At 70.5% G+C, this 24185-nt stretch carries 23 protein-coding genes; 13 read left to right on the forward strand and 10 right to left on the reverse strand.

The window, feature by feature from the left end:
* Positions 1-96: 96 nt before the first annotated feature.
* The 3 genes from Aco03nite_RS44435 to Aco03nite_RS44445 are packed head-to-tail and all read left to right on the forward strand — an operon-like array spanning position 97 to position 4651.
* Positions 97-2124 carry an amidohydrolase family protein gene (locus Aco03nite_RS44435; protein ID WP_203807668.1) on the forward strand — a complete coding sequence of 676 codons (2028 nt, stop codon included), beginning with the start codon at positions 97-99 and terminating at the stop codon, positions 2122-2124.
* On the forward strand, positions 2121-3296 hold the full coding sequence (locus Aco03nite_RS44440) for an MFS transporter (RefSeq protein WP_239145942.1): 1176 nt from the start codon (positions 2121-2123) through the stop codon (positions 3294-3296). The genes Aco03nite_RS44435 and Aco03nite_RS44440 overlap by 4 nt, the downstream gene beginning before the upstream one ends.
* Positions 3297-3307: 11 nt before the next feature.
* Positions 3308-4651, forward strand: coding sequence for a GH1 family beta-glucosidase (locus Aco03nite_RS44445; RefSeq protein ID WP_203807670.1), 1344 nt, complete (start codon positions 3308-3310; stop codon positions 4649-4651).
* Positions 4652-4655: 4 nt separating this feature from the next.
* Here the strand turns inward: Aco03nite_RS44445 and Aco03nite_RS44450 are convergent, their stop codons facing one another.
* The 4 genes from Aco03nite_RS44450 to Aco03nite_RS44465 form a co-directional block, all read right to left on the reverse strand.
* Positions 4656-5252 (reverse strand): TetR/AcrR family transcriptional regulator, encoded by a 597-nt coding sequence (locus tag Aco03nite_RS44450; RefSeq protein ID WP_203807672.1) that lies wholly within the window; start codon positions 5250-5252, stop codon positions 4656-4658.
* A 107-nt stretch (positions 5253-5359) separates the two neighbouring features.
* On the reverse strand, positions 5360-6529 hold the full coding sequence (locus Aco03nite_RS44455) for an MFS transporter (RefSeq protein ID WP_203807674.1): 1170 nt from the start codon (positions 6527-6529) through the stop codon (positions 5360-5362).
* Positions 6530-6815: 286 nt separating this feature from the next.
* Positions 6816-7448 (reverse strand): futalosine hydrolase, encoded by a 633-nt coding sequence (locus tag Aco03nite_RS44460; protein WP_203807676.1) that lies wholly within the window; start codon positions 7446-7448, stop codon positions 6816-6818.
* Positions 7445-9514 (reverse strand): MFS transporter, encoded by a 2070-nt coding sequence (locus Aco03nite_RS44465; RefSeq protein WP_373872686.1) that lies wholly within the window; start codon positions 9512-9514, stop codon positions 7445-7447. Before Aco03nite_RS44465 ends, Aco03nite_RS44460 begins: the two co-directional genes overlap by 4 nt.
* A 129-nt stretch (positions 9515-9643) precedes the next feature.
* Here Aco03nite_RS44465 and Aco03nite_RS44470 point away from each other — a divergent pair, with 129 nt between their 5' ends.
* A complete protein-coding gene (locus Aco03nite_RS44470) occupies positions 9644-10465 on the forward strand; it encodes a DUF3027 domain-containing protein (protein WP_203807678.1) in 822 nt (273 codons plus the stop codon).
* Between the two features lie 3 nt (positions 10466-10468).
* Here the strand turns inward: Aco03nite_RS44470 and Aco03nite_RS44475 are convergent, their stop codons facing one another.
* Complete coding sequence (locus Aco03nite_RS44475) at positions 10469-10777, reverse strand: DUF2530 domain-containing protein (RefSeq protein WP_373872687.1); 309 nt, start codon at positions 10775-10777, stop codon at positions 10469-10471.
* Positions 10778-10910: 133 nt separating this feature from the next.
* Here Aco03nite_RS44475 and Aco03nite_RS44480 point away from each other — a divergent pair, with 133 nt between their 5' ends.
* The 4 genes from Aco03nite_RS44480 (at position 10911) to Aco03nite_RS44495 (ending at position 14986) form a co-directional block, all read left to right on the forward strand.
* Complete coding sequence (locus Aco03nite_RS44480) at positions 10911-12305, forward strand: NCS2 family permease (protein ID WP_203807680.1); 1395 nt, start codon at positions 10911-10913, stop codon at positions 12303-12305.
* 125 nt (positions 12306-12430) lie between these two features.
* Positions 12431-12865, forward strand: a complete 435-nt coding sequence (locus Aco03nite_RS44485; RefSeq protein ID WP_203807682.1) for a MarR family winged helix-turn-helix transcriptional regulator — start codon at positions 12431-12433, stop codon at positions 12863-12865.
* A gap of 63 nt (positions 12866-12928) precedes the next feature.
* On the forward strand, positions 12929-14323 hold the full coding sequence (locus Aco03nite_RS44490) for an MFS transporter (protein ID WP_203807684.1): 1395 nt from the start codon (positions 12929-12931) through the stop codon (positions 14321-14323).
* 120 nt (positions 14324-14443) lie between these two features.
* Positions 14444-14986: a hypothetical protein gene (locus tag Aco03nite_RS44495; RefSeq protein ID WP_203807686.1), complete on the forward strand. Its 543-nt coding sequence runs from the start codon at positions 14444-14446 to the stop codon at positions 14984-14986.
* Between the two features lie 240 nt (positions 14987-15226).
* Here the strand turns inward: Aco03nite_RS44495 and Aco03nite_RS44500 are convergent, their stop codons facing one another.
* The 5 genes from Aco03nite_RS44500 to Aco03nite_RS44520 form a co-directional block, all read right to left on the reverse strand.
* A complete protein-coding gene (locus Aco03nite_RS44500) occupies positions 15227-16165 on the reverse strand; it encodes a calcium-binding protein (RefSeq protein ID WP_203807688.1) in 939 nt (312 codons plus the stop codon).
* A 25-nt stretch (positions 16166-16190) separates the two neighbouring features.
* Positions 16191-16712 (reverse strand): RNA 2',3'-cyclic phosphodiesterase, encoded by a 522-nt coding sequence (thpR, locus tag Aco03nite_RS44505; protein WP_203807817.1) that lies wholly within the window; start codon positions 16710-16712, stop codon positions 16191-16193.
* Complete coding sequence (sepH, locus tag Aco03nite_RS44510; RefSeq protein WP_203807690.1) at positions 16661-17713, reverse strand: septation protein SepH; 1053 nt, start codon at positions 17711-17713, stop codon at positions 16661-16663. The genes thpR and sepH overlap by 52 nt, the downstream gene beginning before the upstream one ends.
* A 218-nt stretch (positions 17714-17931) precedes the next feature.
* Complete coding sequence (serC, locus tag Aco03nite_RS44515) at positions 17932-19059, reverse strand: phosphoserine transaminase (RefSeq protein WP_203807692.1); 1128 nt, start codon at positions 19057-19059, stop codon at positions 17932-17934.
* Complete coding sequence (locus tag Aco03nite_RS44520) at positions 19056-20162, reverse strand: citrate synthase 2 (RefSeq protein WP_203807694.1); 1107 nt, start codon at positions 20160-20162, stop codon at positions 19056-19058. The genes serC and Aco03nite_RS44520 overlap by 4 nt, the downstream gene beginning before the upstream one ends.
* 215 nt (positions 20163-20377) lie before the next feature.
* Here Aco03nite_RS44520 and pdxH point away from each other — a divergent pair, with 215 nt between their 5' ends.
* From pdxH to Aco03nite_RS44545, 5 genes are read left to right on the forward strand one after another with little or no spacing between them, the layout of a single operon-like run.
* Complete coding sequence (pdxH, locus tag Aco03nite_RS44525) at positions 20378-21010, forward strand: pyridoxamine 5'-phosphate oxidase (protein ID WP_203807819.1); 633 nt, start codon at positions 20378-20380, stop codon at positions 21008-21010.
* A gap of 29 nt (positions 21011-21039) precedes the next feature.
* Complete coding sequence (locus tag Aco03nite_RS44530; RefSeq protein WP_203807696.1) at positions 21040-22290, forward strand: MFS transporter; 1251 nt, start codon at positions 21040-21042, stop codon at positions 22288-22290.
* Between the two features lie 10 nt (positions 22291-22300).
* A complete protein-coding gene (locus Aco03nite_RS44535; RefSeq protein WP_203807698.1) occupies positions 22301-23215 on the forward strand; it encodes an aldose 1-epimerase family protein in 915 nt (304 codons plus the stop codon).
* A gap of 5 nt (positions 23216-23220) precedes the next feature.
* Positions 23221-23838: a nitroreductase family protein gene (locus Aco03nite_RS44540; RefSeq protein WP_203807700.1), complete on the forward strand. Its 618-nt coding sequence runs from the start codon at positions 23221-23223 to the stop codon at positions 23836-23838.
* 35 nt (positions 23839-23873) lie between these two features.
* Positions 23874-24170, forward strand: coding sequence for a type II toxin-antitoxin system VapB family antitoxin (locus tag Aco03nite_RS44545; protein WP_203807702.1), 297 nt, complete (start codon positions 23874-23876; stop codon positions 24168-24170).
* The last annotated feature ends 15 nt before the right edge of the window (positions 24171-24185 follow it).

The following is a 24185-nucleotide window of genomic DNA, read 5'->3' on the forward strand; positions in this document are numbered from 1 at the left end:
TTCAAAAAATATTTACATTCACCTCTGGCTGAAAAGGTGTGGCGCTTCTTACACTCCGTTTTGTTGGATCAAGTGATCGACCAAAGGGGGTGCCTCGTGCCGCGTTCGCTGGTCGCGGGCGTCCTGGTGATCGGTGTCGCCGGTGGGCTGTCCGCGCCCGCCAGTGCCGCCGCGAGCTGGGCGCCCGCCTACGACCTGGAGGGCGCTTGCGTCACCCTCCAGGCTTTCCACGGATCGACCTCGCTCGGCTACGTCTGGAAGGACTCGGTCGGGTACGGCTTCAAGAGCGCCGTCGCCAGCGCCGAGCCGTTCCGGCTGGAGGCCACCCAGCTCGGCCGGTACCTGCTCCGCGACGGAGACGGCGCCCCGCCGTACCAGAGCGTGGTCAACTGGATCTGGGCCGGCAACGAGTACGGCGCCCGCGCCGACTGGACGGTCAGCACCGACGGCACCTCCTACAAGTTCGTCAACACCGAGACCGGCCAGCAGGCGGGCTCCTACCTGGGTGGACTCGGCACCGGCAGCGCCACCTTCAAACTCGCGCCGGCCACCGGCTGTGCCGCGATCCCGGACGTCGCCACCGGTGTCAGCGGCACCCCGGCACCCGGTGTGGACTCCAGTGGCAAACTGGCCGGCTGGATCGACGCGCACGCCCACGTGACCGCGGGTGAGGCCTTCGGCGGGGCACTGAGCTGTGGTGACGCGTACGCCAGTGGTGGTGTCGCCGTTGCCTTGAAGGGTTGTGCCTCGCACGGAACCCTGGGCTGGGGCGCGCTGCTGGAAGCCATCATCGCCGGGACCGACCCGATCAACTCGGCCGAGGACGGCTGGCCCACCTTCACCGACTGGCCGCAGCACGACACGTTGCTGCACCAGGCGTCGTACTTCCGCAGCCTGGAACGGACCTGGAAGTCCGGGCAGCGAGTGCTCAACGTGCTGCTGGTCGCCAACCGGGTGATCTGCGAGCTGACGCCCGAGCACACCTCCTGCAACGAGATGGACCAGATCCGCGCGCAGGCCGTCTACCTGCAGAAGATGCAGGACTACATCGACGCCCGCAGCGGTGGTCCGGGCAAGGGCTTCTTCCGCCTGGCCAAGACCCCCGCGGACGTACGCTCGATCGCGGCCCAGGGCAAACTCGCGGTCACCATCGGCGTGGAGAACTCCGAGCTGTTCGGCTGTCGCGAGATCAACAACGTGGCGCAGTGCACCACCGCCGACATCGACGCCGGACTGGACGAGTTGCAGGCCCTCGGGGTCAGCGGGATGTACCCGGTGCACAAGTTCGACAACGCGTTCGGCGGCACCCGCTTCGACGAGGGCGTCACCGGCGCCGCGATCAACGTCGGCAACCTGATCTCCACCGGGCACTGGTGGCGGGCGACCAGCTGCACCGGCCCGTCCGACAACGAGCAGCCGCTGGTCAACGACGACATCGCCCGGCTGCTGCAGCTCGGTGTGAACCTGCCCGCGGGCACGATCCTGCCGGTCTACCCGAGCGGGCCGATCTGCAACACCCGGGGCCTGACCTCACTCGGTTCGTACCTGATCAATCGCATGATCGACCGCGGCATGATCATCCACATCGACCACATGGGGGTGAAGACCGCGTCCGCGGTCCTCGACATCGCCGAGCAGAAGAACTACCCGGGCATCGCCTCGGTGCACACCTGGGCCGACCCGGCGCTGATCAACCGGACGCTCGGGGTCGGCGGTTTTGTCGCCAGCTACGCGTTCGCGGCCAGTGACGACGGCCAGGACACGCCGACCTTCCTGGACGAGTGGCGGACCCACCGGGCCCTGGCCAACGGCTCGAAGATCACCGGGTACGGGGTCGGTACCGACGTGAACGGGCTGGGCCCGCAGGCAGCCCCCCGCCTGAACGCCGGGTCCAGCCCGCTCACCTACCCGTTCACCGCGATCAACGGGACCATCGTCGCCAAGCAGGTGATGGGCACCCGGACCTTCGACCTCAACACCGACGGCGTCGCCCAGTACGGGCTCTACCCCGACTGGATCACCGACCTGGTCAACCAGGCCGGCACCGACGGCCCGGCACTGAAGAAGCAGCTGCTCAGCGGGGCTGAGGCGTACACCGTGATGTGGGAAGGGGCGCGTGGGTGACAACCGTCGCCCCGGCGCCGGTCCGCCGGAAGTGGATGACCGCTTACGCGCTGGCCATGATCGGCGTCGCCGCCGGCTGGTTCGGGCCGATTCAGATCCTGCTCCCCGAGCAGGCGGCCCGGCTGGCCGGTGACGGCGGCAAGGAAGCGCTGCTCGCCCTGGTCACCGCGTGGGGCGCGGCCGCGTCCATGGTGGCCAATCCGCTGTGGGGCATGCTGTCGGACCGTCTGGGCGCACGCCGGCCGATCTTCCTGGCCGGCACCGCGGTCGGCATCGCCGGCCTGCTCACCCTCTCCGCGGCGAACAGCACACCGGTGATGGTGGCCGGCTGGATGCTGGTGCAGGCCGGGCTGAACGGGCCGCTCGCCGCCCTGGCCGCGATGATCGGCGACCGGGTGCCGGAGCAACAGCGCGGCACGGTCGGGGCGCTGTTCGGGGTCGCCCAGATCGTCGGCGTCATCCTCGGCACCGCGGTCGCGGTGGCGGCCGGGGACGAGACCATCGGCTACATCGCGGTGGCCGTCGCGGTTCCGGCCCTCGGCGCGACCCTCCTGATCATCAATCGGGAGGGGGTCATCGCCAGGTCGTCTTCGTTCCACTGGCGCCGGCCGGGCGGGCAGTTCGCCTGGGCCTGGATCATCCGGTTCCTGCTCAACCTGGTGAACGCCCTGGTCCTGGTCTACCTGCTCTACTACCTGTCGGATCGGGTACGGGTCGACGACGCGGCGACCTGGGTCCTCGTACTGACAGTGGTGAATGTTCTTTGCGCCGGCATCGTCGGCTTCGCCGGCGGCATGCTGTCGGACCGCTGGGAACGCCGCCGGATCTTCGTGGTGGCCGGTGCGCTCGTGCTGGCGCTCGGCACCGCCCTGATGGCCCTGGTCCCGACGGTGTCGATGGCTCTGGTGGCGTCGGTGCTGATCGGGATGGGCTGGGGCGCCTACATCGCGGTCGACATGGCCGTCATCACTCAGGTGCTGCCGGACGCCGAGACCCGGGCCACCATGCTCGGCGTCGCCAACATCGCCGGCACCCTGCCCCAGCTGCTCGCCCCCGTGCTCGCCGCGCCGATCGTCACCATGCTCGGCGGGTACCGGACGCTCTACCTGGTCACGGCGGGTTTCGCGCTGATCGCGCTGGCCCTCCTGCCACGGCTCAAGACACTGTCCTGAAAGGAACCACCGTGTACCCCCAGTTCCCATCCGGCTTCCGCTTCGGCATGTCGACCTCGGCTTACCAGATCGAAGGCGCGGCCGCGCTCAAGGGCCCGAGCATCTGGGACACCTTCACGGGCACCGGCGGCACGATCAGGAACGGTCAGGACGGGTCGGTGGCGATCGACCACTACCACCGGTTCGCCGAGGACGTCCGGCTCATCGCCGAGGCCGGGGTGCAGGACTACCGGTTCTCCTTCTCGTGGCCCCGGGTGCTCGCCGGGGACGTCGGGTTCTACGACCGGCTCGTCGACACCATCGTCGCGCACGGGCTGCGGCCGGTGCCGACCCTCTACCACTGGGACCTGCCCCAGGAGCTGGAGGACACCGGCGGCTGGATGAACCGGGACACCGCCCACCGGCTCGCCGACTACACCAGCACGCTGGTGCTCCGGCTCGGCGACCGGGTGCGGGACTGGATCACCATGAACGAGATGAACGTGCACACCCTGTACGGGTACGCGCTCGCCGATCACGCCCCGGCCCGTGGCCTGGGGCTCGGCGCTCTCCCGGCGGGGCATCACCAGCTGCTGGCCCACGGGTTGGCGGTGCAGGTCCTGCGTACCCACGGAGCAAGAACCGTGGGGGTCGCCAGCCAGCACTTCCCGGTCTCCCCGGCCACCGACGCACCGGAGGACGTCGCCGCGGCGACGCTCTTCTCCGAACTGACGAACTGGACCTTCTCCGATCCGATCCTGCTCGGCGACTACCCGAACGAGATGATCCGGGCCGGGGTCGGCACGTCCGGCGCCCAGCTGGACCGGGACCTGGAGCTGATCCGGGCACGCCTGGACTTCTACGGGGTCAACTACTACGAGCCGACGATGATCGAGGCGCCTCGTGTGGGCAAGGATTACCATGGCGTGCTCGAAGTGGACATTCCGGACGGGATGCCGTTCTCGCCGGTGCCGGTGAAGAGCGCCGAGCGCACCGACTTCGGCTGGGCCATCGTCCCGGCCGGCCTGACCGAGATCCTGGTGACGCTGCGCGACAGATACCCCGCGCTGCCGCCGGTGATCATCACGGAGAACGGCGCCTCCTTCCACGACGCGGATCCCGGCGCCGACGGCCGGGTCCACGACGAGCGGCGGATCGCCTACCTGGACGCCCACCTGCGGGCGGTGGCCGACGCCATTGCCGCCGGGGTACGGGTGGACGGCTACTACGTGTGGTCGGCCCTGGACAACTTCGAGTGGGCGGCCGGCTTCGACGAACGCTTCGGCCTGATCCACGTCGACTTCGACACCCAGAAACGAACCCCCAAGGACTCCTACTTCTGGTACCGCGACCTGATCGCCGCGCAGGCCGGCTGACCGGTCAGCCGCGGAGCTGGTCGACGAACTGGTCGGCCAGCCGGGACAGGCGCTCCGAACGGCCCTCCTCGGCCCAGCCGTCGACCAGGCTCAGCAGGGTGCTGCCCTCGACCAGGATGATGAAATCGTCGATCACCACCTCGTCGTCCACGCCGGGGCGCAGCTCGCCCAGCTCGCGGGCCTCGCGCAGGCAGTTCAGCAGGTGGACTCTTATCGCCCGGTGGGAATCCCGGCGGGACTCGGCGAGACGCGGATGGGACAGGGCCGCGCCGGCGAACGCCACGTTCACATGGGCGTCCGCGGCCCGCTCCTCGTCCAGCGGGAGCACCGCCTCCAGGGCCGCCCGCAGGCCGTCCAGGCCGAACAGGTCGCCGCCGATCTCGAAGGCCCGCTCCACGATCCGGTCGTAGACCGCCTTCTGCGCGGCCACCAGGATGTCGTCCTTGCCGCCCAGGAAGTGCGCCAGCACACTCAGCGAACAGCCGGCCTCGTCGGCGATCGCCCTGGTCGTGGTGCCCTCGACACCCCGGGACCGGACCACCCGCCAGGCCGCCGCCAGCAGCTCCGCCCGTCTCAGGTCGTGGTCCACCAGCTTCGGCACGGCCACAGCTTAGTCACCGGGCACCATCCCGATCTGTCCCTGCGACGGTGGCTCAGCTCACGGAGGCGGTGGCTCAGCTCACGGCCGGCTGTCTCTGCGATGGCGGCTCAGCTCACGGCCGGTTGGGGGACGGTCAGGTGCCGCAACCGACGGGCCAGCGGCACCGTCACGATCACCGCCACCACCGGGATCAGGAACGCCCAGCGCAGCCCGACCGGCTCGGACAGGGCGCCCAGCAGCACCGCGCCGAGCAGCGCCCCGCCGTAGTTGAACAGGTTCACCTTGGCGATCACCTCGTCGCTGCTGCCCAGCGCCGCCTCACCGGCCGCACTGAACGCCAGCGGCACCAGCACACCCACCCCGATCCCGGCGATCGCGAAACCGGCCATCGCGGCGCCCACCACCGGCAGCGTGACCACCAGGGCGCAGCCGATCCCGCAGGCCAGCAGCGAGCCGATCGCGACCGGCAGCCGGCCGGCCCGCGGCACCACATGGTCGGCGACCAGGCGGCTCACCAGGACGGCCCCCTGGTACGCGGCGTAGCCCAGCGGCGCCACCGAGGCCGCCGCCGACAGCGAGTCGTGCAGGTAGACCGAACTCCACGTGCTGATCGCCGAGTCCACCAGAAAAGCCGTGAAGATCAACATCCCGCAGACCAGGACAATTGGCCGTACGGCACGACCACCGCCGTCATGGGCCACATGCGACCGTTCGGTACGCCCCGGCACGAACGACCGCCAGCCCACCAACCCCACCAGCACCGCGAACACCGCCGCCACCGCCACCGCGACCGCGGCGCCCGCACCCGTCTCCAGCGCACCCGACATCAGCAGGGCGGCGGCGATCGCGGCGGCCGTGTAGGCGGCGAACAGCCGGCTCATCACACTGCGCCCCAGGCGGGCCTGCACCAGCACCCCCTGCATGCTCAGCGAGGCGTCGACCGCGCCCAGGCCCACGCCGTACGCCAGGAAGATCGTCGCGAAGACCGCATTCGGTGACCAGAACGTGGTGCCCGCCAGCCCCGCGCCGACCAGGAACAGCCCGGACGCCAGCGCGTAGCGGCTGCCCCACCGGGCCGCCACCCGATCGGCCAGCACCGATCCGCCGGCCGCCGCCACGACCACCATCAGCAGGATCACCGAGACGAACGTGTCGTCGATACCCTGCCGCTCCTTGAACGCCGGCAACGCCGTGACCACGGCCGCATAGCCCAGACCCTGCGCCGCGTAACCGGCGCCGATCAGCCGGGCCCGGGTGCCGGCGCTCACGTCACTCATCGATGCCTCGCTCCGGTGTAGACGGTGTCAGGGTGTTCCCGATCACACGTGTTCAGCGCAGCATGACGCCCGAGATCGCGGACAGCAATAACTTCCGCGTAAACGCTCACCCCAACCGCGATTCCCCACCCGCTGGCCGCCGGGTCGGCGTGGGAAATCAGGGATTGACGCTCCCCATGACCACGCCCGCCCTCACTGCCCGCGGCTCGCCAGCAGCCAATGAGTGTCAGGGAAGCTCGGGTGAGTGCCAGGGAAGGGCGTCAGGGAAGGGCGTCAGGGAAGGGCGTCAGGGAAGGGTGTTCAGGGCGGGGGCCGCGGTGCGCAGGGCGGCGAAGGCGTCGGCCAGACGCCAGGCGGCCCGATCGCGGGGGCCGACCGGGTTGGAGATCGCGCGCAGTTCGGCGAACGGGACTCCGGCTCCCTCGGCGGCCACCGCTACCCCGTAACCCTCCATCGCCTCGGCCACCGCCTGCGGGAACCGGGTGGCGAGCCGGTCGGTGGTGGCTGCCGTTCCGGTGACGGTCGCCAGGGTGAGGACGTCGCCGGGGACCGCCGTGGGCAGAGCGTCGCGGAGGGCCTTGACCAGGACCGGGTCGGCTTCCAGAACGCTGCTGCCGAACCCGAGCTCCTCGACCGGGAGGAACCCGCCGGGGGATTCCGCGCCCAGGTCGGCGGCGATGCTGCGAGTGGCGATCACCAGACCGCCGATGTCCGCGCGGCCCGGGAAACCACCGGCGATCCCGGCGCTGATCACCGCGCGGTAGGGCCGGGAGGTGAGCAGGCGCGCGGTTCCCGCGGCGGCCGCGGCCGGACCGACGCCCACCGCCTCGACCACGATCTTCTCCGGGTCCAGGCTCTCCCGGAAGGCTTCGGCCTCGGCGTTCACCGCGGTCACGACCAGGATCGGGTACGGGCTCACAGGTCCTCACCATTCGAACGGTCGAAGTCACGGTCCTCGGATCCAGCGGAGGACGGCCGGTAGACGTGGTACCCGGGAGGCGCCCCCGAGCCCGCCCCGCCGCCGCCATCGCGGCTGCTACCGTCACGGCCGCCACCGGAGCTGCGCCAGGTCTCCGATTCGCCATGGCCGCTGCCGGAGCCGCGTCGTGGACCGGAATCGTCGCGGTTGTCGGTGGTGACCGGGCGGGTGGCCGGCTCCTCGGATTCGGCGGCTGCCGCGCGCCGGCGGCGGACGGTCGCCGGGCGCGAGGTGGCCGTGCTCCTGCGCCTGCTCTGCCACCAGCGCCGGCTCGTCGGCTCGTCGTCAGGGTCCATCCGGGTGGTGGGTTCGGGCCCGGAGCCCGCCCGGTCACCGCCGGCCCGCTGGTCGGGAGCCTGCCGCCCCGCCGAGGGCTGCCCGCCGGACCCCGAGGAGCGGTTCGCAGATGAAGCAGATGAAGCGGATGAAGAGGAGCGGCGAGCGGTGCGATCGAAGTCCGGCCCATCCGGATCGTCCGGGTGATCAGAATCGGCCCAGGGATCGGACGGTCGCTGGCGGGCGGCCCACGGGTCGGCAGGCTGATCGGAGTCGGGCCACGGGTCGGTGGGGGAGGGGCGGGAGGCTTCGTCAGGCGTACCGGAGAAGGAAGAAGTGTCCTCGGAGAGGAGGTCGTCGGTGGGGGCCGCGCCGGGGCGGCCGGCCAGGCGCTCGTTGTGCAGGCGGGTGGCGGACCAGACGGCCCGGGCGGCCGCGAGAACCGCCAGCAAGGCCGCGAAGCCGATGCCGAGCCGCCCGGTCACCGGGATCAGGCCCAGCCCGCCGCCGGCCACCCACGCCAGCATCAGGGCGGTTTCCGAGTGGGAGAACGCGGTGGCCCGCTGCTGATCACCGACCCGTTCCTGGATGCTGGCGTCGACGGCCATCTTGGCGATGCCGCTGAAGATCGCGGTGAGCAGGGCGAGCAGCGTCACCATCGCCAGGTTGTAGAAGATCGTGGTGAGCACGGCGGCGCCGGCGGTGACGGCGAGACCGCTGGACTGGAGGGCGAGCGGGCGGCGGATGCGCAGCCCGGTGCCGGCCGCGGTGGACAGGAACGTGCCGAGGGCGAGGGCGCCGCCGACCAGGCCGACCGCGGTGCCCCGGCCGAGTTCCCACCCGGCGATCGAGGTGTCCAGCTGGCCGCCCATGATCGCAAACGTGAGGAAGAGCAGCAGGAACCCGTAGAGAAGCCGCAGGCTGGTGCTGCCGATCAGGGTGGCGACGACGAGTTTGCCGGAGAGTGGGCGCTCGGTGCCGCGGCCGAGGCCGAGCACGGTGCGCCAGGCCAGCGGCAGGGCTTCCGGCGGGTCGGAGTCGGCACGCGGCGGCAGGCGCAACGCGACGACCACACCGGCCAGGAAGACCAGCGCGGCGACACGGAGCGGCCACTGTGGCCCGAATTTGAACGCGAGCAACCCGATCGGGGCGAGGAGCGCGCCGGCGAAGGTGCCGTACACGCTGGCGCGGGCGCCGACCTGGGACAGTCCGACACCCTCGGGCAACAGTCGCGGGACGGCGGCGGAGCGGGCCACCCCGTACGCCCGGGACAGGGCCAGCACCCCGAACGCCGCCGGGTAGAGCCCCCAGCCGAGCAGGTTGTCGGCCATCACGTAGGCGAGGAAGGCCCGGCCCAGGAACGTGGTGGCCAACGCGTACCGGCGGCCGTGCCGGAAGTGGTCCAGCAGTGGGCCGACCACCGGCGCGAGCAGCGCGAACGGCACCATCGTGATGAGCAGATAGAGCGCGACCTTGCTGCGCGCCTCGCCGAGCGGAACGCTGAAGATCGTCCCGGCGAGCCCGATGGCGATCAGCGCGTCGCCGGCGCAGGAGACCGCGTGCAGGTCGAAGAGGCGGATCATGCCGACCTCGTTGGCGGCGCCGCGGGCGCGGGCGGACCCGACCCGGCGGGTGGCCCAGGCACCGCCGCGCACCGATCCGCGCACCAGCAGCCGGGCGGCCTTGACGCCGGTGCCGACGGTGCGTCCGAGCGTGGGAAGCAGCGGCATGGAACCATCCTGACTGATGTGGGCGACCCGCGTCCCGTTCCGGGGCCCGGCGATCCGCAAGGCCCTGGCTGTCCGGGTTATCTGGGGAGTCGTTGCGGGCTCCGGGGTTCGGTAGGCAACAATGGGCGGGTGACCTCCAGGACCGTCTCCCGCGCCGCCCGACTCGACCAGGTCTGTGCCGATGCTGTCGGGGTGGCGCGTGGTGCCATCACCGAAGTGGACCCCACCGAGATCGGCGACCATCTGGAAGTCGTCGCGGAGGGTGATCGCCTGGTCACTCATTTCTTTGAAAGTCATCTGGACGGTTACCAGGGCTGGCGGTGGGCGGTCACGGTGACCCGTGTCCCGCGCAGCCGGCACGTCACGGTCTGCGAGACGGTGCTGCTCCCGGGTCCGGACGCGCTGCTCGCCCCCGGCTGGGTGCCGTGGAACGAGCGGGTCCAGCCCGGCGACCTGGGCGTCGGCGACCTGATGCCGACCGCTCCGGACGACGATCGCCTCGCCCCGGGCTATGTGCTCAGTGACGACGCCGCGGTCGAGGAGGTCTCCTGGGAGCTGGGCCTGGGCCGGTCCCGGGTGATGTCCCAGGAAGGCCGGATGGAGACCGCCCAGCGGTGGTACGACGGCGACGCCGGCCCGGAGGCCCCGATCTCGACGGCGGCCCCGCGTAACGCCCGGTGCGGCGCGTGCGGCTTCTACCTGCCGCTGGCGGGCTCGATGCGCCGCATGTTCGGCGTCTGCGGCAACCTCTACGCGCCCGACGACGGCCGCGCGGTCGCCGCCGACCACGGCTGCGGCGCGCACTCGGAGGCTCTGGTGAGCACGTCCGAGCAGCCGGTCGACGAGCTGCCGACGGTTTACGACGACAGCGAGGTCGAGGCGGTGGCGGTCAGCCGCGGGCACGGCTCGGTGGAGTCCGGCGACCCGGCCGAAGAGTACGGCCACAGCTAGGCCTTAGTCGCCTGTCTGGAACTCCGGGTGGGTCAGCGCCCGGCGGCGCTTCCGGTTCCGGTCGTGCACGACCATCGTCAGCGTGCCCGGGATGCCCCAGAGCAGGCCGGCCAGGCAGATCTGCACGATCGAGTCGGGCGCCCCGCCCAGCCAGGTGGCCAGCAGGGCTATGGCGAACGCGGCGACGCCGGTCAGCGCGATCGGGACCATGGGTGGGTCGAGGGGCGCGGGCCGTGGTTTCGTCCCGGTCACCACGGCGAGGACCGGCGGCAGTGAATCGCCGGGTTTCGTGGCGGGAGACAGGTCAGTCACTCCGCCAGGGTACGGCCACTACGCATCGCATCCGAGCGGCACGTGAGAGTTGTAACATCGCTCGGTTTTTGTCGCCGAAACGCGGGTCTGACAACATGCGCGCGTTCCCTCGCGTATTACCCGAAAGGGTCTCATGACTGCCTTCGACAGGTTTTTCGAGATAACCGAGCGCGGCTCGACGCTGAGCCGCGAGATCCGTGGCGGTGTCGTCACGTTCTTCACGATGGCGTACATCGTGGTGCTGAACCCGCTGATCCTGGCCGGTGGCACCGACAAGTCCGGCGCGCAGCTGCCGATCGCGGCGCTGGCCGCCGGGACCGCGCTGGTCGCGGGCCTGATGACGATCCTGATGGGCGTGGTGGGCCGGTTCCCGCTGGCGCTGGCCGCCGGCCTCGGCGTGAACGCCCTGGTCGCCTACGAGATCGCGCCTCAGATGACGTGGGCCGACGCGATGGGCCTGGTCGTCATCGAGGGTGTGCTGATCGCCATCCTGGTGCTGTCTGGCCTGCGCACGGCCGTCTTCAAGGCGGTGCCGACCCAGCTGAAGACCGCCATCGGGGTCGGTATCGGCCTCTTCCTGATGATCATCGGTCTGGTCGACGCGGGCTTCGTGCACCGCATCCCGGACGCCGCCAACACCACCGTCCCGGTCGAGCTGGGCACCGGTGGCAAGCTGATGACCTGGCCGATTCTGGTCTTCGTGATCGGCCTGCTGCTCACGCTGGTGCTGTTCGTCCGCAAGGTCAAGGGCGCGATCCTGATCGGCATCCTCGGCACCACGGTGATCGCGATGATCGTCGAGGCGATCGCGAAGCCCGGTGGCTGGTCGCTGAACACGCCGACGATCCCGGACCAGATCATCGACGTCCCGGACCTGTCGCTGATCGGCAAGTTCAACGTGCTCGACTCCTGGTCGACGGCCGGTCCGCTGGTCGTGCTGATGTTCGTCTTCACGCTGCTGGTGGCGGACTTCTTCGACACGATGGGCACGATGGTCGCGGTCGGGCAGGAGGGCGAGATGCTCGACGAGGAGGGCATGCCGCCGCGTACCAAGGAGATCCTGCTCGTCGACTCGGTCGCCGCGGTGGCCGGTGGGGCGGCCAGTGTGTCCAGCAACACGTCGTACGTGGAGAGTGCCTCAGGTGTCGGCGAGGGTGCCCGGACCGGTGTCGCCAGCCTGGTGACCGGTGCGTTGTTCCTGGTGGCGATGTTCTTCGCGCCGCTGGTGAAGGTGGTGCCGTTCGAGGCGGCGTCGACCGCGCTGGTCGTGGTCGGCTTCCTGATGATCACCACGGTCCGGCAGATCGACTGGTCGGACTACACGATCGCGGTGCCGTCGTTCCTGACCGTCACGCTGATGCCGTTCACGTACTCGATCTCCAACGGCATCGGCGCCGGGATCATCTCCTACGTGATCCTGAAGATGGCGACCGGCCGGATCAAGGAGATCCACCCCCTGATGTACGGCATCGCCGCCCTGTTCGTCCTGTACTTCGCCCGGGGCCCCCTGGAATCCTGGATCCTCTGAGTTTCGTTTCCTGAGAGAACCAGCCGTCACCGGGCCATACGAGCCCGGTGACGGCTGTCATACGAGTCAACAGATGTCGTTAGCCATGCTCATTAGCTAAGCTAAGGACCGTGATGGAGCGGGTGATGACGACGGAGCGCACCACGGCCGAGACGCTGGCCAAAACGCTGCGGGATGCGATCATCCGGTTCAGCCGGCGAGTCCGGCAGGCCCGCCCCGTCGGCGATCTGACGTTCAGTCAGCTCTCCGCGCTGACCAGTCTCCAACTGGCCGGTGCGCTGACTCCTCGTGAGCTCGCCGACATGGAGCGGGTCCAGCCCCCGACGATGACGAAGATCGTCGGCAAGCTGGAGGAGCGCGGGCTCGTCGCGCGGACCCCCCACCCCACCGATGGCCGTCAGGTGATCCTGGCCGCCACCGACGAGGGCCGGGCGGTCTACGCGTTCAACGAGCGGGCCCGCAACGAGTGGCTGGCCGTGGAACTCGAGCGGCTCACCCCTGAGGAACGGGAGACCCTGGCGCGCGCCGCGGAGATCATGCAGCGCGTCGCCCGGGGCTGACACACCCCGGTCGTTCCGCTTCGTCACATGTGGCGATGACGCGTACGACGAAGAGGGGTTGTCTTGGGCACCACTTTCCGATCCCTAGGGGTACCGAACTACCGGCTGTTCACGATCGGTCAGCTGGTGAAGCTGCTCGGCGTGTGGATGATGTTCACCGCGCAGGACTGGCTGGTCCTGGAGCTGTCCGACAACTCCCCGGGCGCACTGGGCGTGGTGACCGCGCTCCAGTTCGTCCCGGTGATGGTCCTGACGCTCTGGTCCGGCCGTCTCGCCGACCGCTACGACAAGCGCAAGCTGCTGATCGCGGCCAACGCCGCCTTCGCGTTCTTCGCCATCGTCTTCGCGATCCTGGTCGCCTCCGGCGTGGTCGAGCTCTGGCACGTCTTCGTCTCCGCCCTGTTCCTGGGCATCGCGAACGCGGTCGAGACCCCGGTCCGGCAGTCGTTCGTCTCCGAGCTGGTCGAGCTGCACCTGCTGCCGAACGCGCTCGCGCTCTCCGCGGCCACCTTCAACGTCGCCCGGATCGCCGGGCCCGCCCTGGCCGGTGTGCTGCTGGCGCTGCTCTCCACCCCCGGCGTGTTCCTGATCTCGACGGTGCTGGCCATCGCGCCGGTCTTCACCTACCTGCGGATGCGCCCCGCCGACCTGTACCGGACCGAACGCAAGCGCGGCGGCGACACCCGGGTCATCGACGGCCTGCGCTACGTCGGCAAACGTCACGACCTGATGCTGCCGATCGGCATGATGTTCGTGATCGGCATGATCGGCTTCAACTTCCCGGTCACTTTGGCCGCCCTCGCGAAGATCGAGTTCAACGCCGGAGCGTCCACGTTCGGACTGCTGACCACGGCTCTGGCCATCGGTTCGCTGGGTGGCGCGCTGGCCGGTTCCCGCCGCAGCGCCCGGCCCAGCGCGTACCTGATCATCGGGGCCGCCCTGCTCTTCGGCGTCTTCGAGATCGCCGTCGGTTTCGCACCGAACTTCGTCACCGCCGCACTGCTGCTGGTGCCGACCGGATTCTTCTCGATCTACCTCGCGCAGGGCTGCAACCACCGGGTCCAGATGGGTGTCGACCCGGAGTACCGGGGCCGCGTGATGGCCCTGTACGTGCTGGTCTTCCTCGGCACCACACCGATCGGGGCGTCGCTGTCCGGCTGGTGGGGCGAGCACTTCGGGGTGCCGTCGAGCATCTGGGCGGCCGGCATGGTCAGCTTCGCGGCCGCGGTCGGCGCCCTGATCTGGGAGCTGAGGTCGAGCGGCGACCGGCTCAGCCTCCGGATGGGCCGGCGCCCCCGCCTGACGGTGATCAGCCCGCCGACCGAGCCCACCGATCTCCCACCGACCGAGCCCACCGATCTCCCTCAGCCGCGTCCGGCCGATTCTCAGTCGCGTCCGGGCGAGTCGAAGTCGCGTCCGGCCGAGCGGGTCGGGGAACGGTCCGGCGTCAAAGTCTGAAAGCAATTCCGGGAAAAGCCGGGAAGTGCGTATGTCGAGGTCAGGACGGGTGATGTTGGCACAGTCGGCTCCACCGAACGGGTATTCCGACCCGGCCGGTCAGGGCCTAGCGTCGAACCCGTGGCGATCGCGCACATTGCTGTGCTCTCGGCGGCGCTCTCCGTGCTGCTGATATTTCCGTGTGCCGCAACGATCCTTCTGAGCGGCAAACCGTCCGACATGCGCCGTCTGTTCACCCGAGCCGGCCGTCGCGAACTGCGCGCCCAAGCCCTGCGCTCCCGGGCCCCGCGCTCCCGGGCGGAGAGCCCCTTCCCTCGGCGCGTACCTGCCCGCCGTCGCCGGCCCGGATCGCTGCGGCGCCTGGAGCGGGGCATGCGCTCCTGGGACCAGGGCCGCTTGACCACGCTGCGCCTCCCGGCGATCGAGGAGATCGCCTTCGACCTGCGTCGCCTGGACCGCCAGCGCCGCAACCTGGCACTCCACTCCGAAGTGCTGCACGCGGCAACCATGCGCAGCTACGACGCCCGCCTGAGCCTGGCCTGCCGCTGCCTGGGCATAACGGAATTCCTGGACCCGCTGACCGGCCTGGACCGAGACGCAGAACGCTGCCGAGTCGAATACGAGCTGGCCGCAGCGGGCTTGATCTTCCGGCAAAACCCTTAAAGACACCCATATAGTACGAATAGCACCTCCCCGCAGATCCACCCCTCCCGTGGCCACCCGCGAGGCGCTCCTCCCACCGGACCGCCCGGCGACCGCCGGGCCGGATCCGGTGGTCCCGCGACTCACCACCCCACCCCGGAGCCGAACGACCGCGCGAGCCGCAGAAGCGAACCCCGGCGGTCTCCAAGGCAGGAGCCGGCCAGGATGCCCGCCGGTGCCGGGGCGACAGGCCGGGTGCGATCAGGGCAGGGGGGTGATGGTTTCGCAGTTGACCGGAGTGTCCTCGGGGCGGGTCCAGGCCCGGTCGCCGAGTACATGGGCTCCGCCGTCGATGGTGTCGGGGGCGGTGTCGTAGGGGGCCGCGGGGCCGTCCGCCGAGGCGTTCAGCAGGTCGTCGCCGTCGTCGCCGGTCAGGTGGTCGGTGCCGGGGCCTCCGTAGATCACGTCGTTGCCCTCGGCGCCCCACAGCTTGTCGTTGCCGGGGCCTCCGCTGACCCGGTCGTCGCCCATGCCGGCGTCCACCGTGTCGTTGCCGGTGCTGTCGCGGACGATGTCGTCGCCGTAACCGGCATACGTCCAGTCGTCACCGGCCCCGGGATAGACCACGTCGTCGCCGTCCCCGGCGTTCAGGTAGTTCTTCCCGGGGCTTCCGAGCAGGACGTCGTCGCCGATCCCACCGGACAGGTAATCCTCGGTGGTGCCGCCCGGACCGGCCTGCAGGTGGTCGTCACCCTCACCGCCGTAGAGCCGATCGGTGCCGCCGTCGCCGAAGACCGAGTCCTTACCGAGGCCGCCGTAGAGGGTGTCAGGGCCGGTGCCGCCGTGGATGACGGCGGTGATGGCGGTCTTGTTCAGGAAGACGTCGTGCCGGTCCCCGAGACCGATGTCTAGCACCGGTGACCCGCCGACCGTGCAACGGACCTTCGTCACGTCACCTTTGACGGCGGCACAACCCGCACCGGCCTTGATCCGGACCTGGTCGTCGATGGTGACCGTGGTCCCGGAGCGGGAGACGACCACCCGGTTCTGCTTACCCGCGCCGGCCTTGAACGCGATGACAGGCGTGGCGCCGGATCTCACCACCCGCGCGGTGCCGGTGGACGCGGCCTGGGCGGGTGTGGCGACGGCCAGGACCGCCGTGACACCGGTCAGCGCCACCCCGATGCGATGTGCGGCCATCGGAACCTCCCGGGAGGGGGACGAGTCAGGACGCGAAAGCCCGGGTCCACACCCGATGGTATGCCCCGTCCACGCTGCTGACCAGGCAGAACTCGTCGACCGTCCAGGTCGGCCCGGCATAGCCGTCGAGGGCGGTGGCCAGTCGGCGGTCGAACCGGTACGAGACGGTCAGGTGGGGCTGGAACGGCCGTGGATCGGACGGCGGCAGCACCGACCGGACCGACTCCCGGAAATCGTGCAGGGCCGGCAGATCGCCGTCCAGCCCGGCCCAGAGAACCGCCCCGAAGCGCCCGGCACCGGACAGCCGCAGACGGAACGGCGCGGGCGCCGGCAGCTTGCGCAGAGCATCGGCCACCGGCGCGTGATCCGGCACGTCACCGAGGAAGACCAGCGTGACGTGCCACTTCTCGGCCCGGCGCACGGACACCGCGGACAACCGGCGGCGCAGGTGGTCACGGACCTCCTCGGACGGGAAGACCGCGACGAACAGGCCGCTCAGGAGGACTCGCGGGCCGCGGGGCCACCGCCGAAGAGCACGTCGTCCCAGCTCGGCAGGCGCTTGCGGGGCTTGCTGCTCTCCTCCGACTCGGTGCTGCTCGAGGGGGCCTGGCCGACCGTGCGCCGGGGGCGCAGAACCGCCAGCGACGGGACGGCCGGGACCTCCTTGGGCAGGTCGCTGTCGTCGTCGAAGGCCGAGCCGGAACCGCCGCCGAGCAGGGCCGCGGCACCACCGGGCGCCGGACGCCGGGACGGGCTCTCCAGGCTGCGGCCGGACGAACCCTCGAGCGGCCGGTCCAGTGAGGCGAGCAGGGCGTCACGGCTGGCCCGGATCGAGTCGCGGGTGTTGCCCCGGCTGGACGGGTCGGCGCTGGGCAGACCGTGCCCACCGCGGCTCGGCTCGGTGCTGCGGACCGGGCCGGGCAGGCCGTGGCCGCCGCGCTCGGGCGCCGGCTCCTGGCCGAGGATCTGGGTGGGACGCTCGGCGCACAGATATTGCGCCATGTCGTCGTGCGGCGCGACCACCTGACGACCCTTGTCGAGATCCCAGATGGCCTGCGCGGTGGCCTTGCCGGACGGCCAGGTGGCGACGATGCGCCAGGTGCCGTCGTCGCGGCGGAAGGCGTCCCAGGAGATCTTCTCGGTGTCGATGCCGTGCTGCGCGAGGCGGCTGTCGACCACCTCGGCGAGCGGCTGACCGGAATCGGACGTCTTCAGCCGGGTGCGGCGGGCGTGCTGGGCCAGCATGGCGCGCTCCTGCAGCACCGGGCCGGCGTAGCGGAGCACCCGGTCGACGGGCACCCCGGCGATCCGGGCGACCTCCTCGGCGGAGTCGCCGGACCGGATGCGGGCCTGGATGTCGCGCGGGGAGAGCGAGGGCGTCGCGTTCTCGGTGAGCACGGCGACCGCCGTGCCGGGAGCCGCGGGGCCCTCGGTCAGGACTCCGGAGACCCGGTCGTCGATGGGGAGTGCGAGTAGGCGCCCGACCTCATCGGCGAGCACGAGAGCCTGTCCGTCCTCGGAGAGGGCGACGAAGCGTACCGGCCGCATGCGTTGCCTCCGTCTCGTCGCGTTGGCCTGTGCTCCCGAGAGTCATTCACGGGAACGCGTTTCGGAACACGGTACGCCGCCAGGTCACCCTATGGGGGTAAGCCACGCCGTCAAAGTGCTGACCAGCGGAGATGATCTTCGCTGTCGTTCACCGCTTTCCTCGCCAACCCTTCTAGACGGATGGATACCCCCAAGTCAACCGTAATGAACCGGGAGGGTTACAGACGCTCCACCACATAGTCGATGCAGGTGGTGAGAGCTGTCACGTCGGACGGGTCGACGGTCGGGTAGAGCGCCACCCGGAGCTGGTTGCGGCCCAGCTTGCGGTACGGCTCGGTGTCCACCACGTCGTTGGCCCGCAGGATCCTGGCGATCGCCGCCGCGTCGATCCCGTCGGCGAAGTCGATGGTGGCGACGGCCGCCGACCGCAGGGCCGGATCGGTCACGAACGGGGTCGCGAACGACGACCGGTCGGCCCAGCCGTAGATCGCGGCGGCGCTCTCCGCGCTGCGCTTGACCGCCCAGTCCAGACCGCCCTGCGCGTTCATCCAGTCCACCTGCTCGGCGGCGAGGAAGACGGTGGCCAGCGCCGGGGTGTTGTAGGTCTGCTCCAGACGGGACTGCTCGATCGCGGTGACCAGGTCGAGGAACTGCGGGATGTACCGCTGCGACGCCTTGATCTCGAAGGCCCGCTCGATCGCGGCCGGCGACAGCACGGCCAGCCAGATGCCGCCGTCGGAGCCGAGCGCCTTCTGCGGGGCCAGGTAGTACACGTCGGTCTCGCGCAGGTCGACGTCGAGGCTGCCGCCGCCCGAGGTGGCGTCGGTCAGCAGCAGGGCGCCCGGGTCGGCGCCCTGGACCCGGCGGACCGGCACGGCCACACCGGTGGACGTCTCGTTCTGCACGGTGGCGTAGACGTCGACACCGGCCTCGGCGGTCAGGAACGCCGCCTGCCCGCCCGGCGCGCGGTGCACCGTCGGCTCGGCCAGGAACGGGGCGGACGTCACCGCCTGCACGAACTTGGCGCCGAACTCACCGAACTCGGCGAACTGCGCCTTCTGCCGGACCAGGCCGAACGTCGCGATCTCCCAGAACGCGCTGGTGCCGCCGTTGGCCAGGACCACCTCGTAGCCGTCCGGCGCGGCGAAGAACTCGGCCAGCCCCCGGCGCAGGCGGGCCACCTGGTCCTTGACCACCTTCTGCCGGTGCGACGTGCCCATGAACGTGCGGGACACCGCGGAGAGCGCCTCGACGCCTTCGGGTCGGACCTTGCTCGGCCCGGAGCCGAACCGTCCGTCGACGGGCTTGATCGCGTCAGGAATCCGGATGTCAGCAGTCACGGTCACACATTATGCGGGAGCTGATCCCAGCCCTCGACCTCCTGCGGCTTGCGCGGTTCCGGTCCCACATAGTGGAGGCCGGGGCGCAGGATCCGGTCCAGGCGCTTCTGCTCCAGGATGTGCGCGCTCCACCCGGCGACCCGGGCACAGGTGAACATCGACGTGAACATGTGCGACGGGACCTCGGCGAAGTCGAGCACCACGGCGGACCAGAACTCCACGTTCGTCCACAGCTCGTGACCGGGCTTGCGCTCGCGCAACTCGGCCAGCGCGGCCGTCTCCAGAGCGGCGGCCACCTCGTAACGGGGGGCGCTCAGCTCCTTCGCGATCCGGCGCAGCACGCGGGCCCGCGGGTCCTCGGCGCGGTAGACCCGGTGACCGAAACCCATCAGACGGTCGCCGCGGTCCAGGACGTCCTTCACGTACGCCTCGGCGTCGCCGCTGCGCTCCACCGCCTCGATCATGCTCAGCACCCGGGTGGGCGCCCCGCCGTGCAGCGGGCCGGAGAGCGCGCCGATCCCGGAGGAGATGCAGGCCGCCGCGTCGGCGCCGGTGGAGGCGACGATGCGGGCGGTGAAGGTGGACGCGTTCAGCCCGTGCTCGCAGGCCGAGATGAAGTAGGCGTCGACCGCCTTGACGTGCCGCGGGTCGGGCTCACCGCGCCACCGGCGCATGAACCGCTCCACGATGGTCTCGGCCTTGTCGATGTCCTTCTGCGGGACGGCCGGCAGGCCCAGGCCGCGGGCCGCCTGTGCGACGAAGGAGAGCGCGGTCACCGACACCCGGGCCAGGTCCTTGCGGGCCTGCTTGTCGTCGATGTCGAACATCTGGGACAGCCCCCAGTAGGGCGCCAGCATGGCCACCGCGGACTGCACGTCGACCCGGATGTCGCCGGAGTGCACCGGGACCGGGAACGGCTCGGCCGGTGGCAGCCCGGGACCGAACTTGCCGTCGACCAGCAGGCCCCAGACGTTGCCGAACGAGACCTGTCCGATCAGGTCCTCGATGTCGACGCCCCGGTAACGCAGCGCGCCACCGTCACGGTCGGGCTCGGCTATCTCGGTCTCGAACGCGATGACGCCCTCGAGCCCCGGCTTGAAGTCGGTCACGGCACTCCCTGTGGAACCGAACTGCGGTGGGTGATTCATCTTGCCCGCCGAGTAACCGCACGGTCGACCCGTCGCGATTGTGCTCTGGATGACACCCATCCTGATTCACCTGACGTTTGAAGGCGCGAGACTTACCGTCGTTTTCGCCCCACGGGCGGAGCCGACACGTGAGCGAAGGAGCTGATGTGGTCACCGAACCGCCGTCACCTGCTGGCATGCGCCGCGACTACACCGAGTGGCCGCCGCTGACCGAGGACGCCCTGGCCGCCGACTGGACCGGGCAGTTCGCCGGCTGGTTCGCCGACGCGACAGCCGCCGGTCTGCCGGAACCGAACGCGATGATCGTGGCGACCGCGGATCGGGCCGGGCGGCCGTCGGCCCGGACGGTGCTGCTCAAGGCGTACGACAACCAGGGTTTTGTCTTTTTCACGAATTATGAGTCGCGCAAGGGCGGGGAGGCGACGCTCAACCCGTACGCCAGCCTGGTCTTCCCGTGGTTTCCGATGCAACGCCAGGTGATCGTGGCCGGGGCGGTGGAACGGGTCAGCCGGGCCGAGACCGAGAAGTATTTCGCCGCCCGCCCACGCGGATCGCAGCTGGGCGCGTGGGCCAGCCCGCAGTCGACCGTGCTGCCCGGGCCGGAGGCGCTGGATCAGGGCCTCGCGGCAGCCGTGGCGAGGTTCGCCGACGGGCCGGTCGCGGCTCCGCCGCACTGGGGCGGTTTTCGGGTACGCCCGGAGACGGTCGAGTTCTGGCAGGGCCGCAGCAGCCGGCTGCACGACCGGCTGCGCTTCCGGGACACCGGGGCGGCCGGGGACGGCTGGATCGTCGAACGGCTCGCGCCTTGAGCCAGGGCACCCGGGAGCCGCGGTCCTGGATGATCGACACCAGGCCGCTGAGTGTGCCGACGTTCCGGCGCACCTGGATCGGGAACGCCACGTCGTTCTTCGGCTTCCAGTTCACCGCGGTCGCCGTGCCGGTGCAGATGTTCGCGATCACCGGCTCGGCCACCTGGGTCGGCCTGCTGGGTGTGGCCGGGCTGGTGCCGCTGCTGGTATTCGGGCTCTGGGGTGGCGCCGCCGCCGACGTGGTCGACCGCCGCAAACTGCTACTGACCAGCTCGGTGGTGACCTGGGTGACCACCGTGCTGCTGCTGGTGCAGGCGGTGCTCGGGGTGCGCAGCGGTCACCTGCTGCTGGTGCTGACCGCGATCCAGGCGGCCGGGTTCGCGGTGAGTTCCCCGGCCCGGCAGGCGATCGTCCCGCGGATCGTGCCGGAGGCGCTGGTGCCGTCGGCGAACACGCTGAACTACACCGCGAACACGGCCGGCGGGGTGCTCGGGCCGCTGGCCGCCGGTCTGATCATGGGGATCTGGTCGACCAGCGACGGGGTGATCGTCGCCTACGCGTTCGACGCGCTGCTGTTCACCGTGACGTTCTGGGCCACCTGGCGGCTGCCGCCGATCCCGCCCGCGCTGCGTGAGCCCGGGGCCGACAAGCCGAGCGTCGGCCTGCGCGGCATCGCGATCGGGCTGAAGTTCCTGGTCACCCAGCCGGTGCTGCTGCTCTCGTTCGCTGTCGACCTGGTCGCCATGGTGTTCGCGATGCCCCGGGCGCTGTTCCCGGCGGTCGCCGAGGAGCAGTTCGGCGGCGGCGCGGCGGTCGGCTGGCTGTACAGCGCGATCGCCATCGGCGCGATGGTCGGCGGCCTCACCTCGGGCTGGATCGCCCGGGTCAAGCGGCAGGGGCTGGCGCTGATCGTCGCGGTGGTCGGCTGGGGCCTGGCGATCGGCCTGGCCGGGCTGGCGCACAGCCTGTGGCTGATGGTGCTGCTGCTGGCCCTGGCCGGGCTGGCCGACCTGGTCAGCGCGGTCTACCGGCAGACGATCATGCAGACGTTCGCGCCCGACCACCTGCGCGGGCGGCTACAGGGCGTGTTCACCGTGGTGGTGGCCGGCGGCCCGCGGCTGGGTGATCTTCGAGCCGGGGCGACAGCCGACCTGACCAGCGTCGGGACGTCCTGGGTGGGTGGCGGACTGGTAGCCGCCGGGCTCGCCGTGGTGCTCGGGCTGGCCTCGCCGGCCCTGATCCGCTACCGGCCTGAGCAGGGCGAAACGGATGGCCGATAGTGTCGTGGGTATGAGCGCAGAGTCAGCCGCCAAGTCCGGCGTCCAGTGGTCGATCGAGGCGGACGGCCACCGGGCCGTCCTGGTGGAGGTCGGCGGGACGCTCCGGTCGTACTCCGTCGACGGCGTCGACATCGTGGACGGGTTCGGCACGGACGAGTTCTCCCCCGGTTCGGCCGGGCAGATCCTCGCGCCGTGGCCCAACCGGATCCGGGACGGGAAGTACGAGTTCGAGGGCACCGCCTACCAGCTCGCGCTCACCGAGGCGGCCCGCAGCAACGCCATCCACGGCCTGGTCAACTGGGCCCGCTGGCGGCTGGTGTCGCAGGCGGCCGACGCGGTGACGCTGGAGTTCGACCTGCCGGCCCAGCCGGGTTACCCGTGGTCGCTGACGCTGCGCAGCCACTGGTCGGTCTCCGCGGCGGGGCTGAAGTGCGAGCAGGAGGTCGTCAACACGGCCGAGTCGAACGCGCCGTGGGGCTACTCGGCCCACCCGTACCTACAGGTGCCCGGCGTGACCGTGGACGACACCGTCCTGCACGTGCCGGCCAAGTCCCGGGTGCTGCTGGACAGCCGGCTGCTGCCGATCGGCGCGCAGAAGATCGCCGACACCGAGTTCGACTTCTCCGAGCCGCGCCGCATCGGTGACCTGGTGCTCGACGCGGCCTTCGGTGACATCGACTTCGATGCCGACGGGGTCAGCACGCTCACCCTCTCCGGCGGCGAGCGGGCCGTCACCGTGTGGGCCGACGACAAGTTCCGCTACTGGCAGGTCTTCACCGCCGACACCCTGCACGGCGAGCGGCACCGCCGGTCGATCGCGGTCGAGCCGATGACCTGCCCGCCGGACTCGTTCCGGACCGGCCGGGACCTGATCGTCCTGGCGCCGGGGCAGACCTGGACGGCGTCCTGGGGCATCCGGTACTGACCTGTATGGAATTCGACGAGGTCGTCCGCCGGCGCCGGATGGTCCGGGGGTACGACCCGGACCGCCCAATCCCGCCCGAGCTGGTCGACAAGATCGTTCGGCACGGGCTGCGCGCGCCGTCGGCCGGTTTCTCGCAGGGCTGGAGCTTCCTGGTCCTGACCGAACCGGCCGACCGGGCCCGCTACTGGGAGAGCACCGCGCTCTCCGACGGCCCGGCCGACGGCTGGCTGACCCGGATGCGGACCGCGCCGCTGATCATCGTGGCGCTCGCCAACAAATCCGCCTATCTTGATCGATACGCGGATTCGGACAAGGGTTGGACGGATCGGGACGAGTCCCGGTGGTCTGCCCCGTTCTGGGACATCGACACCGGTTTCGCCGCCCTGCTCATGCACCTGACCGCGGTCAACGAGGACCTCGGATCCTGCTTCTTCGGTCTGCCCGCCGCCCGGGTGGAATCGTTCAAGGAAGCGTTCGGGGTGCCGGCCGAGTTCCGCCCGATCGGGGCGCTCACGATCGGCTATCGGGGTACCGACAAGAGGTCACCGTCACTCCGGCGCGGTCACCGGCCGGTGGCCGACGTGGTGCATCATGGCCGATGGGCCTCACCGGGCCGCGGGTAGGCTGACATACGGTTCTCACGGAAAGGGCAACCGCCGTGATCTTCAAAGCGGTCCGGGACGGAGCACCGTACCCCGATCACCAGACCACGCTGAAGGCGTGGGCGGACATTCCGCCACGCCCGATCCGGCTCGCCGATCTCATCACCACCAAGCGTGAGCTGGCGCTGGACAAACTGCTCGCCGAGGACTCGACGTTCTACGGCGATCTCTTCCCGCACGTCGTGGAGTACCAGGGGCATCTCTATCTGGAGGACGGGTTGCACCGGGCGCTGCGCGCGGCCCTGCAACAGCGGAATCAGATCCACGCACGTGTATTGGTTGTGGAGGACTGAGGCCTCACCCGATAG

Origin of the sequence: Actinoplanes couchii (assembly GCF_016862075.1) — a bacterium.
GTDB classification, from domain to species: Bacteria; Actinomycetota; Actinomycetes; order Mycobacteriales; family Micromonosporaceae; genus Actinoplanes; species Actinoplanes couchii.

What these genes read in the sequence shown, in the direction of transcription:
- Aco03nite_RS44535 (WP_203807698.1), top strand. Translation starts at nt 22,301, where the DNA reads ATGAGCGCAGAGTCAGCCGCCAAGTCCGGCGTCCAGTGGTCGATCGAG.
- Aco03nite_RS44465 (WP_373872686.1), bottom strand. Translation starts at nt 9,514, where the DNA reads ATGCCGCTGCTTCCCACGCTCGGACGCACCGTCGGCACCGGCGTCAAG.
- Aco03nite_RS44530 (WP_203807696.1), top strand. Translation starts at nt 21,040, where the DNA reads ATGATCGACACCAGGCCGCTGAGTGTGCCGACGTTCCGGCGCACCTGG.
- sepH (WP_203807690.1), bottom strand. Translation starts at nt 17,713, where the DNA reads ATGCGGCCGGTACGCTTCGTCGCCCTCTCCGAGGACGGACAGGCTCTC.
- Aco03nite_RS44480 (WP_203807680.1), top strand. Translation starts at nt 10,911, where the DNA reads ATGACTGCCTTCGACAGGTTTTTCGAGATAACCGAGCGCGGCTCGACG.
- Aco03nite_RS44455 (WP_203807674.1), bottom strand. Translation starts at nt 6,529, where the DNA reads ATGAGTGACGTGAGCGCCGGCACCCGGGCCCGGCTGATCGGCGCCGGT.
- Aco03nite_RS44500 (WP_203807688.1), bottom strand. Translation starts at nt 16,165, where the DNA reads ATGGCCGCACATCGCATCGGGGTGGCGCTGACCGGTGTCACGGCGGTC.
- Aco03nite_RS44540 (WP_203807700.1), top strand. Translation starts at nt 23,221, where the DNA reads ATGGAATTCGACGAGGTCGTCCGCCGGCGCCGGATGGTCCGGGGGTAC.
- Aco03nite_RS44485 (WP_203807682.1), top strand. Translation starts at nt 12,431, where the DNA reads ATGACGACGGAGCGCACCACGGCCGAGACGCTGGCCAAAACGCTGCGG.
- pdxH (WP_203807819.1), top strand. Translation starts at nt 20,378, where the DNA reads ATGCGCCGCGACTACACCGAGTGGCCGCCGCTGACCGAGGACGCCCTG.